This is a genomic window from Kushneria pakistanensis, from assembly GCF_014652795.1.
Lineage (GTDB): Bacteria > Pseudomonadota > Gammaproteobacteria > Pseudomonadales > Halomonadaceae > Kushneria > Kushneria pakistanensis.
In genome coordinates, this window is record NZ_BMZM01000002.1 from 408,956 (window position 1) to 423,899 (window position 14,944).

Genomic DNA, 14,944 nt, shown 5'->3' on the forward strand with positions numbered 1-14,944 from the left:
AGGCACATGGAGGTCAAAAAAGCGCCCCGACAAGCCCAATGCCTGAAACCAGCGCATGCAGCAGCATCGGCAGCAAAAGTCCTTTGGTGCGCCAGCGGTAATAGCCCAGCACCAGTCCCCAGCCAAAAAGCGCCACAAACGTGAGCAGGTGGTGGTACTGGATCATGTGCAGCCCGGCGAAACACAGCGCGCTGAACACGATCAAAAGCGCCACGCGCCAGCCACGCGTCTGGTGATCGACTCTCGCCATCAGGAAGTGGCGAAAGGCCAGCTCCTCGATGATGGGCGCCCAGACCAGCACGCAGGCTGCCATGATCACGTTCTGGAGCAGGCTCCTGCCGTCATAAAGCGATGCCATGAACGCCTCGGGTGCCATGTCCAGCCAGACGCTGATTGCTGCCGCCAGCCCCTGCACCAGCAGCACCAGACCAATGCCGCGGGCAACATCGCCTCCCGTGAAGCGCCCGAGAAGCCGGGGCTCGGAGGAAAACCAGCGCCGCCACGCCCAAAAGCCTGCCAGCATCAGCAGCAGTGACGGCGCGAGAATCACCGCAAAGCCGTAGCCCTGAATGAGCGCGGCAAACGCGGCATCACTCAGGACATGCTGCAGCACCCATACGCTTGAAAACTGGCTGGCGAGATAGACGGCAAACATTGCCAGGCCAAACAGGATCTGAAGGCAAGGGCGCTGATCAAAAGGGCGAGCGGTGGTCATGGCCCGGGCTCCGGTAGCGGGAATCCAGGCAGGGTAGCACTCGTTTCTGAAGTCAGCGCAGAGCAGAGCGATGGAAAAGGGCGCTAGACTGGAAGCGTTGCCCAGCAAGGAGTCACCATGAAGACCTTTGCCCTCTCCCCGGGAGATGCCGAGCGCGCCCGCCCCGATGTGGCCGGCTTTTTCGATCCCCGCACCTTCAGCATTCAGTACGTGGTGATTGATCCCGCCACGCGGCGCTGCGTGATCATCGATCCGGTGCTCGATTTCGATGAAAAGGCCGGCGGCACCGCCACGCTGCAGGCCGATGCGCTGCTTGAATACATCGAACAGGAAGGGCTCGAGGTCGAGTGGATTCTGGACACGCACCCGCACGCCGATCATTTCAGTGCGGCGCGCTACCTGCATGAGAAAACCGGTGCGCCGACCGCCATTGGCCGGGCGGTCACAAGGGTGCAGGCGATGTGGAAGGAGATTTATCACTGGCCGGAGTTAAGCGATGACGGCAGCCAGTGGGATCGTCTTTTTGACGACGGCGACACCTTCCGGGTGGGTGATCTTGAGGCGCGCGTCATGCACTCGCCGGGCCATACGCTGGCATCCATCACCTGCGTGATCGGCGATGCCGCCTTCGTGCACGACACGCTCTTCCAGCCGGACTTCGGCACTGCGCGGGCCGACTTTCCCGGCGGCTGTGCGCACCAGCTGTGGCACTCGATCCAGGCCATTCTGGCTCTGCCGGACGACACGCGGCTGTTCACCGGTCACGACTACATGCTGGGGGATCGCGAGCCGCAGTGGGAAAGCACCGTGCGCGAGCAGCGCGAGACCAACAAACATCAGGTGGGGGCGTGTGGCGAGGCCGAATTCGTCGCGCTGCGACAAGGGCGCGATCACGAATTACCGATGCCGAAGCTGATCCTGCACGCACTGCAGGTCAATATTCTTGGCGGGCGCCTGCCGGAGCCCGAGAGCAACGGCCGGCGCTATCTGAAGATTCCACTCGATGCGCTGGATGGGGCGGCGTGGGAGTAGCAGAAGAATGGCGTCGCGAATCGGGAAAATAAAATCCGACGACGCCATGAAAGTGATGAAGGGTTACTCGATATTTTGAATCTGCTCGCGCATCTGCTCGATCAGCACCTTGAGTTCCACCGCGCAGCGAGTGGTATCAGTGACGGCAGCCTTGGAGGAGAGCGTGTTGGCTTCGCGGTTGAGCTCCTGCATCAGAAAGTCCAGTCGGCGACCAATGGGCCCCTTCTGATTCAACTGACGCTCGACCTCGCCCACGTGGGTGTCGAGGCGATCAAGCTCCTCGGCGACATCGGCCTTTTGCGCCATCAGGGCCATTTCCGCTTCCAGCCGGTTGGGATCAAGCTCGGCCTTCACGGTCTCCAGACGCTCCAGAATCTGGCTGCGCTGGCGCTCCAGCACGGCCGGCAGGTGGGCGCGCACTTCCTCCACCTGGGCGCGAATGCCCGTCAGACGCTCGCGGATCAGCGCGCAGAGCTGCTCGCCTTCGCGTTCGCGGCCGGCGTTCAAATCCTCGAGTGCCTGCGACATCAGCTTGAGCGCAGCGGCGCGCACGGCGTCCATGTCGATCTCGCCGCCGCGGGCAATGCCGGGATGATCCAGCAGTTCCAGCAGGCTGGGCATGGAGGCTTCCGGGGCATGGCGGCGCAGGCGGGTCAGGGTTTCCATCAGGACTTCAAGGTGGCCGACATTGATATCAAGGCCGTCACCGCTGCTCCGGGCACGTTCAAAGCGCAGCGAACATTCGATCTTGCCGCGTGAGAGCGCGCCGCGCAGGCTGTCGCGAAACGGCGCTTCCAGATCGCGCAGGGTCTCGGGCAGGCGAAAGTGCAGATCGAGATAGCGCTGGTTGACCGAGCGCAGTTCCAGCGCAAGGCTGCCCCAGTCGGCATCCAGCGTCTGGCGGGTGAAGGCGGTCATGCTGCGTGCCATGGGTCATCCTTGCGTGAAGTGATAAAGGGTGAGTCTAAACGATTCGTTCATCGTGCAGGCAGGCGTGTAAGATGCCCGGCCCGCCTTTTGGTTTGTAGTTTTCATTTTTACCAGTAGAGAGAGTGTCATGCGACCCAGTGGACGTGCCCCCGAGGCAACTCGTGAAATTACCCTGACCCGCGGCTACACGAAGCATGCCGAGGGCTCTGTGCTGGTCGCCTTTGGCGATACCCAGGTGCTGTGCACGGCAAGCGTTGAAGCCGGCGTGCCGCGCTGGCTGCGTGGCAAGGGTCAGGGCTGGATCACCGCCGAGTACGGCATGCTGCCGCGCGCGACGCATACCCGCAACGGCCGGGAAGCGGCCCGTGGCAAGCAGGGCGGTCGTACCGTTGAAATCCAGCGTCTGATCGGGCGCAGCCTGCGCGCGGCGGTCGATCTGAAAAAGCTCGGTGAGTTCACCATTACCATCGACTGCGATGTGATCCAGGCCGACGGCGGTACGCGCACGGCGTCAATTACCGGCGGCTGTGTGGCGCTGGTCGATGCGCTCCAGACGCTGCAGCGCAAAAAGCAGATCACCACCGATCCGCTCAAGCAGCTGGTCAGCGCGGTATCGGTCGGTATCTACAAGGGCCAGGCGGTGACGGATCTGGACTACGCCGAGGATTCGCGCGCCGAGACCGACATGAACGTGGTCATGACCGCCGATGGCGGCATCATCGAGGTGCAGGGCACCGCCGAGCAGAAATCGTTCTCGCGCAGTGAGCTCAACGCCATGATGGATATGGCCGAAAACGGCTGCGAGCAGCTCTTTGCGCGTCAGCGCGACGTGCTGGGCATGGTCAGCTAAACGCCCGGGCGTGGTCTGCCACGCCGGACGCATAACGACACGGCGCCGAAAGCCAAAGGCTTTCGGCGCCGTGTTGCGCGAAGGGACCGAAACAGGTGCTGTCGATCACGGCCTGGCCGTCATCGACAACCGATATCAGAGCTCCAGATCGTACTCGATAATCAGCGGGGCGAATTCGCTGAAGTCGGCCTCGTGATCGATCCAGGCGCGCTTGGCAGTGCGGGCGATGTCCGGACCGGTGATCTGATAGTCCATGCGCCAGCCATCCTGACGCTTGCGCGGCACGTCACTGTCGAGCTTTTCCCACCAGGTGTGATGACCGGCGTTGCGCTCGACCTCACGGAAGGTGTCGACAAAGTCCATCGGGCCGAAGACCTGATCCATGAAGGCGCGCTCTTCAGGGCGAAAGCCCGGCGTGCTCTGGTGCTCGGACCAGTGATCAAGATCGACGGTCTTGTGGGCGATGTACCAGCTGCCGGCAATGATGTACTGACGACGCTTGCGGCGCAGCTTGTTGAGATAGTCGCTGTACTGCGCGATAAAGCGCTGCTTGGCGTGGGGGTCTTCCGGCATCAGAAAGGAGGCCACGCTGAAGCGGTCGTAATCGGCCTGCAGGAAACGACCTTCGTTGTCGCACTGCTCAAAGCCCAGACCATACATGATCGCCTTGGGGATCTTGCGGCAGTAGATGCCTACGCCGGCAAAGTCGTCCTGTTCGGCATCCAGAAAATAGCCTTCATAGCCCTCGGGGTAGAGGATCGAGTCGTCCAGCTCGAAGCTTTTGGTTTTCAGGTTCTGCACGCAGACGATGTCGGCATCCTGCGCTTTCAGCCAGTCGAGAAAGCCCCGCTCGACGGCCCTGCGCATGCCATTGACGTTGATACTGGCGATTTTCATACATGGTCCCTTGTTTTTCGCGCGTGTATGATACCCGAGCCTGACAGGTTTGGGTAAAGAGCCGGTACAAGAAATAAGGGTACGACATGCACGATGAGCAGCGAGAATTCATCGAATTCGCCATTGCCGAGCAGGCGCTCCGCTTTGGCGAGTTCACTCTCAAGTCGGGGCGCGTCAGTCCCTATTTCTTCAATGCAGGCCATTTTCACAGTGGTGCGGCACTGGCCATGCTGGGGCGCTGCTATGCCGGTGCCATTCAGCGCAGCGGGCTGGCGTTTGATCTTCTGTTCGGCCCTGCCTACAAGGGCATTCCGCTGGCATCGAGTACGGCCATTGCGATGGCCACCCATCATGACCGCAATCTCCCCTGGTCGTTCAACCGCAAGGAAGCCAAGGACCACGGTGAAGGCGGCTCGATCGTGGGGGCGCCGCTGTCCGGCCGCGTGCTGATCATTGATGACGTCATCACTGCCGGCACGGCCATTGGTGAATCCATGGCGCTGATCGAGGCGGCCGGCGCGACCGCCGCCGGCGTGGTCGTGGCCCTTGATCGTCAGGAACGCGGCCAGGGCGACATCAGCGCGATTGAAGATGTTCGCCAGCGCTACGGCATTCCGGTCATCCCTATCGTCACCCTGGCGGGTATTCTTGAGTATCTCGAGACCCACGCCGATGACACCATGGCGCCGCACGCCCGCGCCATTCATGGCTACCGCACGCGCTACGGCGTCTGAGCGCGGCGCTTCAGTCGATGGTAAGGTGGCCTTAATAAAAAAGATGACATCATGTCGATCCGCATCATCATGATGGCACAATGCACCGGGACACACCGGTCTGTATGCCTGCAGGCGAACGGGTTAATTTTCTGACAGTGCACGTCTTGTTTTCAGGGGACGTCCAGCCAAGGATTGCAACATGAAAAAAATCATCATTTCGGTACTGGGCGCAGGCCTTGCCCTCTCAAGTCTCAATGCCTCGGCCCTGAGCGTCTCGGCCAGCGGCGGCAAGGACACTCACAGTGTTCAGATCAATCAGTCCCTGCTGCCGGGCTGGAGCGCCGGTGCGGGCTACAGCAACACTGATCGCAGCGGCGACAACACCAAGACCTATTCCGGTCAGCTGATGTTCTCGCCCTACGTACCGGGTGTGGATATTTCACTGGGTGGTCGTTACCAGTACATGGATTCCCACTATGGTAACGGCGGCGGTCTGGGCCTGGGCGGTTCGGCCTATGTTGATACCCCGATCCCGCGCGTCAGCGTCGGCGGCTACGGTTTCGTCACGCCGACCGGCCTGAGCCACGGCGATCTGGACAAGAGCTACGAGTACGGCGCCCGCGCCCGTGCCACGCTCATTGCCAACACCTACGGCTTCGTGGGCTATCGCTACTACCGCGCCGATTTCGACAATCACAGCAACAAGACGCTGTTCAGCGGTCCGGAGCTGGGCGTTTCGGTTGGTTTCTAAATCGATTGGCTTCTAAATCGATGGGTGTCTGATTCGATCAGCACCTGTCACGGGCGGGCCCGGCTTTCATGCCGGGCCCGCTGTCGTTGGTAGCTCCAATTCCAGCAGGAACGCTTGCCAGACCATGCTTGATATCGTTTTGTTTGAACCGGAAATTGCCCCCAACACCGGCAACATCATCAGACTCTGCGCCAATACCGGTTTTCGCCTGCACCTGATCGAGCCGCTCGGCTTTGAACTTGATGACAAGCGTCTGCGCCGTGCCGGGCTTGATTACCACGAGTGGGCGCGCGTGCAGGTGCATGCTTCCCTTGAGGCTTTCATGGCCGCGGTTGAACCCACACGTGTGCTGGCCGTGACCACCCGCGGGCGGTCACGTCATGATCAGGTGGGCTATCAAATGGGAGATGCGCTGCTGTTCGGCCCGGAGAGCCGTGGCCTGCCGCAGGCCCTGATCGACAGCCTTCCCGAAAACCAGCGCCTGCGCATTCCCATGCGCGAGGGCAGTCGCAGTCTCAACCTGTCCAACGCCTGCGCCGTGCTGGTCTATGAAGCCTGGCGGCAGCTGGATTTTGGCGGCGCGCTGTAGCTCGGCTCGTTCAGCCGCCTTGTCATGAACAGACTGTAGGGGTCTTCCCGGTAATCGCCGAACGGCGGGCAGGTCTCAAAGCCGAAGCGCTCATAGAGACGCTGCGCCGGTGCAAAGGCAGCCGGCGTACCGGTCTCAAGGCTCAGGCGCTCATAGCCGCGCGAACGCGCCTCTTTGATGATGTGCTCGAGCAGTTTGGCCGCCACGCCGCGGCGCAGATGTGTGTCGGCGGTGCGCATCAACTTGATCTCGCCGTGGGTCTCATCGAGGGCCTTGAGCGCGCCACAGCCGGCAATGGTGTTGCCTTCCCAGACGCTCCAGAAGGTGATACCGGCGCCACGTAGCGCCTCAATATCCAGCGCGTGGCAGCTCTCCTCGGGGGAGTGGCCGGCCAGCTCCGTCACGTGTGCGCGAATCAGCGCGAGGGTGTCTGCCCTGGTCAGATCATCCTGAAGTATCTTCATGGTCATTGCCTCTTGTTGTTGTGGTCTGTCGTGGCTTGTCATTGTAGATAAGCAGTTGCCGTTTTAAATCAGCAGGCGCTGCGCCGGTATAAAAAAGCCGCTTTTTTATACCTCGTGCAAGCAACTGATAACGCGCGGCTTTCCTCCTCGGCATGACGGTCGAAAGCCAATCCCCTGCCTGGCACTACAGCACATCCCGCGTCGCAGGATGTATCATGTGCGCCTGCGTCATCTGCCCTTCATCAGGTTGTTCCCATGTCCGATATTCGCAACCGCATTGCCGGCCTCAACCCGCGCCAGCGCGAGGCGGTGAAATACATCGACGGCCCCTGTCTGGTGCTGGCCGGCGCCGGTTCCGGCAAGACCAGTGTGATCACGACCAAGATTGCCTATCTGGTTCAGGAATGTGGCATGAGTGCCCGGCGTATCGCGGCAGTCACTTTTACCAACAAGGCGGCGCGCGAGATGAAAGAGCGCGTGCAGTCGCTGCTGCCCGGGCGCAGCGGCCACGGCCTGACGGTCTCCACCTTTCACACCCTGGGGCTGACCATCATCCGCTCGGAGCTGAAAACGCTGGGCCTGCGTCCGGGCTTTTCGCTGTTTGATCCGGAGGATGCCAGGGCGCTGCTGCGTGATCTGATGCAAAAGGACGCCCAGATCGATGCCGATCAGATCAACCGGGTGCAGAGTCAGATTTCGAACTGGAAAAACGACCTGATCCTGCCGGGGCACGCGCTCTCTCATGCCGAGACCGAGGATGATGCGTACTGCGCGCGTATCTACGAGCACTACGTGCGTCACCTGAAGGCCTACAACGCGGTCGATTTCGATGATTTGATCATGCTGCCGGCGACGATGTTCGAGCGTCACCCCGAGGTGCTCCAGCGCTGGCGGGGCCGCATCCACTACATGCTGGTGGACGAGTATCAGGACACCAACTCGAGTCAGTATCAGCTGGTGCGCATGCTGATGGCCGAGCGTCAGACGTTTACCGTGGTGGGCGATGACGACCAGTCGATCTACGCCTGGCGCGGCGCGCGCCCGGAGAATCTGGTCCAGCTCGGTGAGGATTTCCCCTCGCTCAACGTCATCAAGCTGGAGCAGAACTACCGCTCGACCTCGATCATCCTAAAGGCCGCCAATACGCTGATTGCCAATAATCCCCACGTCTATGAAAAGACGCTGTGGTCGGACAAGGGCCGCGGTGAGCCGATTCGCATCATCGTCAATCGCAACGAGGAGGCCGAGACCGAGCGGGTGGCCACCGAGATTCTCACCCGTCGCATCAAGGAAAGCGCCCAGTGGCGCGATTTTGCCGTGCTCTATCGCGGCAACTTTCAGGCCAGGCTTTTGGAGCTCAAGCTTCAGCACCACCAGATTCCCTACAAGCTCTCCGGCGGCACCTCCTTTTTCTCGCGCAACGAGATCAAGGACGCCATGGCCTACCTGCGCCTTTTGATCAACCCGGCCGATGACAACGCCTTTTTGCGCATCGTCAACGTACCGCGCCGCGAGATCGGCCCCAACACGCTGGAGAAGCTCGCCAACTACGCCCAGGAGCGCAAGGTAAGCCTCTTTGCCGCCTGCAGCGAGATGGGCCTTTCGCACGTGCTCTCCGAGCGCGCCGTGGACCGGCTGGGGCGCTTCAATCATTTTCTGGAAGGCATTCGAAAGCGCATGGATCAGGGCGATGCCATCGCCGCCATTCGGGCGATGTTTGCCGAGATGGATTACGAGGCGTGGCTGTATCAGAACGCCAGCGCGCCGATCATCGCCGAAAAGCGCATGGGCAACGTGTACATCCTGATCGATCAGCTCGAAAAGTCGATGCACCGGGACGCGGACGAGGGTGACGATGTCGCCGAGGAGACCGACGATGTCGAAGCCGCCATCTCGCGGCTGGTGCTGCGCGACATTCTCGATCAGCAGGCCAAGGAGGATGACACCGACAAGGTGCAGCTTTTGACCCTGCACGCCTCCAAGGGGCTCGAGTTCCCGCACGTCTACGTGATGGGCATGGAAGAGGAGCTGCTGCCGCATCGCAATTCGATCGAGATGGACACCATCGAAGAGGAGCGGCGCCTGGCCTACGTGGGCATCACCCGCGCGCGCCAGACCCTGACGCTGTCGCTGGCCCAGCAGCGCAAGCAGTTCGGCGAGATGATGAACTGCACCCCCAGCCGCTTTCTCGATGAGCTGCCGGCCGAGGATCTGGAGTGGTACGGCCGCGCCGACAAGGAAAACCCCGAGAAAAAGCACGAGCGCGGCCAGAGCGCCATTGCCGGGCTGCGCTCGCTGCTCGGTTAGTCCGCCTTGCCATCCTCGCCGGCCAAGGCTTGTAGATCCCGGTAGAGTGCTGCCGGGATCGAGACACCTTCCTTCAGACTACGGCTGCGCGCCTGGAAACGTCGCTGCGACGGCAGCCGCGCGCCCTGCCCCAGCATCTCCTCGAAAAGCCGCTCGGCGTGTAAAAGCCCCGCTTCACATTGCTCGCCCAGAAAGGTCTTTGGTGACAGCGCGATCACCAGTTCACCGTGACAGGGCCGGCCGGTGCCTGCCGCATTCGCCGCCTGGGTCTCATGGCTCAGGGCGTCGCCGATCAGCGGGCCGGCCAGCAGCTCGATCATGGTCGACAGTGCCGAGCCCTTGTGACTGCCAAAGGTCAGCATGGCGCCTTCCAGTGCCGCTGTTGGGTCCGTGGTCGGCTGACCCCGATCATCCAGTGCCCAGTTATCAGGGATGGATTTGCCGGCACGGCGGTGCAGCTCGATCTCGCCGCGGGCGACCACGCTGGTGGCAAAGTCAAAGGTGTAGGGGTTGCCGCCCGGGCGCGGCCAGGAAAACGCAAACGGATTGGTGCCCAGCAGCGCTCGTACACCCCCTGCCGGCGCCACAAAGGCGTGAGTCGGATTCATCGCCAGCCCCGCCAGCCCCATTCCGGAAAGTGCTTCCACCTCGGACCACAGCGCCGAGAAATGGAAACAGTGATTGATGGCCAGCACCGCAATGCCGTTGCGTTCGGCCTTCTCCCTTAATGGCGCCAGCCCCTGTTCGAACGCCAGCAGCGAGCTGCCGTAACGGGCATCGACCCTGACGATACCGGGGGCCTGATCGATCACCTCGGGCACGGCCTGCGGATCCAGCCCGCCCATCTTCGCCGTCTCCACGCAGCCCAGCAGGCGGTAAAGGCCATGGGAGTGGCACTCGTCCCGCTGGGCGGCGACAACGCTTTGAGTAATCGCCTCAACGTGGCCGGTGCCAAAGCCAGCATGGCGCAGGATGCGCCGGCTCAACGCCTGGGCTTCCTGCAGCGAAAGGGTGATGTCATGTGTCATGAGGGCTCCCGGTCAATACGAGGCAGACAGGGCGATCCTCAAAAGACATGCCCTGCCGGTAGCCTGCCAGCATAAACGTCTCCCCGGGTGGTGCCTGCTGGACGAAGGTGTGGGACTACATCCTTCGCGGTAGCGAGACCAGGTTTAATGAGGTCTTGTAACAATGAGTGTTAAATTGATTAATCTTTTTACCCTGCATGTATTAGCTAGCCTGGCTGCGCATAATGACCGGATTCATCTGAATGCTACTTAAGTATGTCAAGGAGTCCGCATGGCCAGCGCACGTCGTATCGACTGGATCGATGCCGCCAAGGGAGTGTGCATCCTTGCGGTCGTGCTTTATCACTTCAATCAAATGGTGCTTCAGCAGATCGATTTTGGTCAGACGGCCATTCCCACGCTCTGGAATCTGATCATCACGGCGCTCAAGCCGCTGCGCATGCCGCTTTTCTTTCTCATCTCGGGATTTCTGGCCAGCCGTTCGATTATCAGCCGTGGCTGGGGGGAGATACGGACCAGTCGTGTGGCCAACCTGCTGTGGGTCTATGTCCTGTGGGTCGGGCTGTACTGGCTGTTTACCGAAAGCGTGATCGAGCCGCTGGATGTGGATGTTGTGGCCGCCGGTGCCCATCCGGATTCCATTGGCGGTTTTGCCGCGCAGCTTCTGGTAGCGGATACCGGGCTCTGGTATCTCTACGCGCTGGTGCTTTATTTCGCCACCTGCAAGCTGTTACAGCACCTGAAGCATCCGGCCGTTCTGAGCATTGGCCTGGGGGTGGTGCTGCATCTGGGATCAAGCCTGTGGCTGCCGCCGCAGTGGTGGAACATTGGCTCGCTGCTCGATTATCTCTTCTTTTTCGCCATCGGCTGCCATCTAAAGCCCCTCATTGACCGCCACTACGTGCAGTGCGATATGAGACGGCTACTGATAACAGGGGCGCTGACGCTGGTCGCGCTGGGCATTGCCTGGAAGCTGAGTGCACTGGAAGCGCCGGGCGTGAAGCTGGTGCTGGCCCTTTTGATGGTCTCGACCACCATTGATCTGTTCGCGTGGCTGACCGAGCGCTTTCGCATGGCGCTGCTGTGCGATGTCGGCAGGCGTACCCTGCCGATCTATGTCATTCACAAGCTGTTAATCTTCGCGCTGGTGGCCATCATGCCCGAAGCCCTCAATGTAGAAGGTGCGTTTGGAAACGGCGTGCTGGCCATGACGCCGCTGGCCATGACGGTGCTGATCGGGGCGCTGTGCCTGCTGGCCCATCGTGGGCTCAACCGTGGTCCCGGACGCGTACTCTTCACCATGCCGCATACCTTTCGGCGCGTGGCCTATCGCACCGGGCTGCTACAGCCAGTCCATTAGGCTTCCAGGGCGAGCAGTGCTCGCCCTTGTCGTTTTCCCCCGAATGCAAGAGCGCCACACATCAATGGATGCGTGGCGCTCTTTCATGTTCGACGTCTCGAGAAGAGGGAGCATGGTGGGCATGTCGAGCTCCCGGGGAAACAGGGACGCGCTAGACTCCGAGCAGGTTGAGTGCTGCAAAAAATCCCGCCATCAACAGTGCCACGGCGATCGCCACCGGGTTGTGCACGCGCGTAAACAGGTAGTGAAAGAGGATCGAGATCGGCAGCGAGACGATGAACCATCCGACATAGTTGCTCAGCGGCACCAGGGTATCGCCCCACGCCCACATCTCGTGATGGATGGCGACCGGTTCGATCAGCATGTCGAGTGCCACCATCAGGCCGGCGCCGATCACGCCCTTGAGCGGGCGCGAAAGCCCCGGCAACACGCGCTGGACCACCACGTTGAGACAATAGAGCAGCAGCGCCCAGTTGACCCCGATGATCAGCGGCGTGTGCCACAGCGTCGGCCCCAGCACGTGGCCGTAGGCGTAATCCCCGAACAAGATCCCCGTCGAGGTGCCGAGCGCCTCGGCTGCGAACCCGACGATGTAGCACAGCGCCACATAGCCCCACAGCCGCCCGCGCGGACCCGGGTGAAAGGCCAGCACCAGGGCCAGCGATGACAGAAGCGTCAGCGGCGTCAGGCGAATGAACTGATCATGCACCGGCAGCGCAATGCCGATAACGCCGGCCAGGTAGATCAGACTCAGCAGAATGATCACCGGCGTTGGGCGCAGGCGGCGCTCACGGGTGGCAGGGGCAGGTGAGGTCATCAGGCATCGTCCTTGTGTGAAGACGGGGCGTTGTTTGAAAACGAAATGTCGTGCGAAGAAGGGACGTTGTGCGGCCAGGGCTCGCGTTGTGCCATGACGCGGGTCATGATTTTGGCGGACAAAAGACACAGCGGCAGGCCGCCGCCCGGGTGCACGCTGCCGCCGCAGAAATAGAGCCCATCAACGTGGCGGCTGTGGTTGGGGTGGCGCATGAAGGCCGCCATGCGGTCATTGGAGCTGGTGCCATACAGCGCCCCCTGATGCGAGAGCGTGCTGGCTTCAATCGTGGTCGGGTCGAACACTGCCTCCTCGGCGATCATGTCACGAAGGGCTACCGCCTGACCCCGACGCCTTGAAAGCATCCGCTCGATCTTGTCGATGACGCGCTCTCGGGTGCGCTGGATCAACGCCTCCCAGTCCTGGTGTGGTGCCGCGCAGGGCGCATTGATCATCACGAACCAGTTCTCGCCATGGGCCGGGGCAGCGCTCTGGTCATAGCGCGACGAGATGCTGATATAGACAGTCGGGTCATCACACAGGGTGCCGGCTTCCAGCGCGGCAAATTCCGCCGGGTAGTCGACGCTGAAAAGGATGTTATGCACATCCAGTTCAGGGAAGGGCTTGTCCACACCCCAGTAGAAGATCAGCGCCGAGGTGGATTTCTCCCGCGCCAGCACCCGCGTGGGCGCCGGAGCATTCGGCAGCAGCCGTTCATGGGTGAAGAACACATCCATGTTGCTGACCACGCGATCCAGCAGAACCTGCCGGTCATCCGCCAGACGCAGCCCCACCGCGCGCGGGCGTTGCCTGCCCGGTCGGGTCAGTATCTCCGCTACCGGGGTATTGAAGTGAAAGATCACGCCCACGCGCTGGGCCAGGTCATACAGCGCCCGGCCGATCGCGGGGATGCCGCCTTCGGGCACGAAGGCGCCGGCGCCGTGCTCGAAGTGGGCGATCATGGATAAAAGTCCCGGCGCGCGATACGGATTGGAGCCGTTGTAGGTCGCAAAGCGATCAAAAAGCTGTACCAGATGCGCCTCACCCAGATCGCGCTCATGGACCTGGTGCAGCGTGCGAGTGAGATCCAGTCGATGCAGGCGGGTCAGCGCGTGACCCACCTCTGGCGTGAGCCAGGTCTTTGGTGAGTGCAGCGACTTTTCCAGGAAGGTGTGGCCGGTCAGCCGGTACTTCTCGGCCCCGTGAGCGAGCGTGTTGAGCACCCGCTGTGCCGGCACGCCAAGTACGCGCTCGACCTCATGGGCGAAGGTCTCCGGATCGCCCGAGGCATCCAGCCAGATGCCATCTTCCCAGGCATAGCGGCACACCGTCTCGAGGCGCTGGTAGCGAAAATGATCCGCTGGTGTCTCACCGGCCAGCGTAAAGAGCTCATCGATGTATTGCGGCATGGTCAAAAGCGAGGGGCCGATGCCGAAGCGGTACTCGCCCAGCACCAGCTCGCCGAGCTTGCCGCCCGGCGTATCGGCGGCTTCGAACACCTCGACGTGAGCGCCTTCCAGCCGCAGACGAACGGCCGCGGCCAGCCCGGCAATGCCCGAGCCGATGATACCGATGCGTGGCGCGGTGGCCGAGGCGATGGACGCGTTCGGTTCAGGCATCCAGCCAGCGCACCGCCAATCGCCCACGCTGGCGCAGCAGCGTTTCATCGACCTGATCCAGCGCGTCCAGCCAGGCCACGGCAAAGCTGCCCGGCCCCTGGATGTGCTCCTCGGCCAGCTCCGCGGCTACGGCCACATGCACGTGGGCGGCCGCGGCGGCGCTCAGGGGGTCACGCACCACGGCGCAGTAGGCGGCAACGATCGCGCCGAGCGCACAGCCGGTGCCGGAGACGCGCGGCTGCCACTCGCTGCCGCCGCTGACCTCGACCAGCGCCGGGCCGTTGTGGTGGCGATCAAGCAGCGGCCCGACCAGTGTATCCACCGGGCCGGAGGCCGACACCGCGCAGGCATGCTTGAGCAGTTCACGCGCGGCATTGATGGCGGTCTGCGGGCTCATGCCGCTGTCCACGCCACGCCCGGCGCCTTCCTGTCCGGCCAGCCCCATGATTTCCGAGGCATTGCCGCGTACCACCGTGGGAGAATGTTCCAGAAGCTCCAGCGCCAGACCGTGGCGCCACTTCATGCTGCCTGCACCAATGGGGTCGAGTACCCAGGGCGTACCGGCCTGATGGGCACCGCCGGCGGCCTTGTGCATCGCCTTGACTTGGTCGCTCTGCGGCGTGCCCAGGTTGATCAGCACCGCGTCGGCCTGGCCCGCAAAGCGCCCGGCCTCCTCGGGGTTGTCGATCATGGCCGGCGTGGCGCCGGCGGCCAGCAGCGCATTGGCGACCAGATTGACCGTCACGTTATTGGTCAGGCACTGCACCAGCGGCTTTTGTGCCTTCAGCGCCTGGTGGGCTGCAATAACCATGTTGATGGTGGGCTCGCTGCCCCGTTCACTCATGCCCATCGGGGCCTCTCTCTTGTTGGCA

Annotated in this window: 15 protein-coding genes; 7 read left to right on the plus strand and 8 right to left on the minus strand. The window is 62.1% G+C overall.

The features are described 5' to 3' along the window. Positions 1-13: 13 nt before the first annotated feature. Positions 14-715, minus strand: coding sequence for a CPBP family intramembrane glutamic endopeptidase (locus tag IE123_RS07280; RefSeq protein ID WP_189516628.1), 702 nt, complete (start codon positions 713-715; stop codon positions 14-16). Between the two features lie 117 nt (positions 716-832). Here IE123_RS07280 and IE123_RS07285 point away from each other — a divergent pair, with 117 nt between their 5' ends. Continuing rightward, complete coding sequence (locus tag IE123_RS07285) at positions 833-1,747, plus strand: MBL fold metallo-hydrolase (protein WP_189516630.1); 915 nt, start codon at positions 833-835, stop codon at positions 1,745-1,747. Between the two features lie 63 nt (positions 1,748-1,810). On the opposite strand, the gene IE123_RS07290 is transcribed toward IE123_RS07285, so the two are convergent. Further along, entirely contained in the window at positions 1,811-2,677 is an 867-nt protein-coding gene (locus IE123_RS07290) for a YicC/YloC family endoribonuclease (RefSeq protein WP_189516632.1), read from the minus strand. Positions 2,678-2,804: 127 nt separating this feature from the next. Between IE123_RS07290 and rph the strand changes: the two genes are divergently transcribed. After that, positions 2,805-3,527 carry a ribonuclease PH gene (rph, locus tag IE123_RS07295; RefSeq protein ID WP_189516634.1) on the plus strand — a complete coding sequence of 241 codons (723 nt, stop codon included), beginning with the start codon at positions 2,805-2,807 and terminating at the stop codon, positions 3,525-3,527. A gap of 135 nt (positions 3,528-3,662) precedes the next feature. Here rph and IE123_RS07300 read toward each other — a convergent pair whose 3' ends face one another. Beyond that, a complete protein-coding gene (locus IE123_RS07300) occupies positions 3,663-4,424 on the minus strand; it encodes an exodeoxyribonuclease III (RefSeq protein ID WP_189516636.1) in 762 nt (253 codons plus the stop codon). Positions 4,425-4,510: 86 nt separating this feature from the next. Between IE123_RS07300 and pyrE the strand changes: the two genes are divergently transcribed. From pyrE to trmL, 3 genes are all read left to right on the plus strand, one after another. After that, positions 4,511-5,158, plus strand: coding sequence for an orotate phosphoribosyltransferase (gene pyrE, locus IE123_RS07305; RefSeq protein ID WP_189516638.1), 648 nt, complete (start codon positions 4,511-4,513; stop codon positions 5,156-5,158). Positions 5,159-5,339: 181 nt separating this feature from the next. Continuing rightward, positions 5,340-5,891, plus strand: a complete 552-nt coding sequence (locus IE123_RS07310; RefSeq protein WP_189516640.1) for a YfaZ family outer membrane protein — start codon at positions 5,340-5,342, stop codon at positions 5,889-5,891. 124 nt (positions 5,892-6,015) lie between these two features. Next, positions 6,016-6,480 (plus strand): tRNA (uridine(34)/cytosine(34)/5-carboxymethylaminomethyluridine(34)-2'-O)-methyltransferase TrmL, encoded by a 465-nt coding sequence (gene trmL / locus IE123_RS07315; protein WP_189516649.1) that lies wholly within the window; start codon positions 6,016-6,018, stop codon positions 6,478-6,480. On the opposite strand, the gene IE123_RS07320 is transcribed toward trmL, so the two are convergent. Continuing rightward, positions 6,438-6,944, minus strand: coding sequence for a GNAT family N-acetyltransferase (locus IE123_RS07320; RefSeq protein ID WP_189516651.1), 507 nt, complete (start codon positions 6,942-6,944; stop codon positions 6,438-6,440). The two genes, trmL and IE123_RS07320, sit on opposite strands and share 43 nt — an antisense overlap. A gap of 255 nt (positions 6,945-7,199) precedes the next feature. Between IE123_RS07320 and rep the strand changes: the two genes are divergently transcribed. Beyond that, positions 7,200-9,251, plus strand: coding sequence for a DNA helicase Rep (gene rep / locus IE123_RS07325; RefSeq protein ID WP_189516653.1), 2,052 nt, complete (start codon positions 7,200-7,202; stop codon positions 9,249-9,251). Here rep and IE123_RS07330 read toward each other — a convergent pair. After that, complete coding sequence (locus IE123_RS07330; RefSeq protein WP_189516655.1) at positions 9,248-10,279, minus strand: Ldh family oxidoreductase; 1,032 nt, start codon at positions 10,277-10,279, stop codon at positions 9,248-9,250. The two genes, rep and IE123_RS07330, sit on opposite strands and share 4 nt — an antisense overlap. 271 nt (positions 10,280-10,550) lie before the next feature. On the opposite strand from IE123_RS07330, the gene IE123_RS07335 reads away from it, so the two are divergent. Further along, entirely contained in the window at positions 10,551-11,639 is a 1,089-nt protein-coding gene (locus IE123_RS07335; protein WP_189516657.1) for an acyltransferase family protein, read from the plus strand. A gap of 151 nt (positions 11,640-11,790) precedes the next feature. On the opposite strand, the gene IE123_RS07340 is transcribed toward IE123_RS07335, so the two are convergent. From IE123_RS07340 to thiM, 3 genes are read right to left on the minus strand one after another with little or no spacing between them, the layout of a single operon-like run. Next, entirely contained in the window at positions 11,791-12,456 is a 666-nt protein-coding gene (locus IE123_RS07340) for a carotenoid biosynthesis protein (RefSeq protein WP_189516659.1), read from the minus strand. Further along, on the minus strand, positions 12,456-14,072 hold the full coding sequence (crtD, locus tag IE123_RS07345; protein ID WP_189516661.1) for a 1-hydroxycarotenoid 3,4-desaturase CrtD: 1,617 nt from the start codon (positions 14,070-14,072) through the stop codon (positions 12,456-12,458). The genes IE123_RS07340 and crtD overlap by 1 nt, the downstream gene beginning before the upstream one ends. Further along, entirely contained in the window at positions 14,065-14,916 is an 852-nt protein-coding gene (gene thiM, locus IE123_RS07350; RefSeq protein WP_189516663.1) for a hydroxyethylthiazole kinase, read from the minus strand. The genes crtD and thiM overlap by 8 nt, the downstream gene beginning before the upstream one ends. Positions 14,917-14,944: the final 28 nt, after the last annotated feature.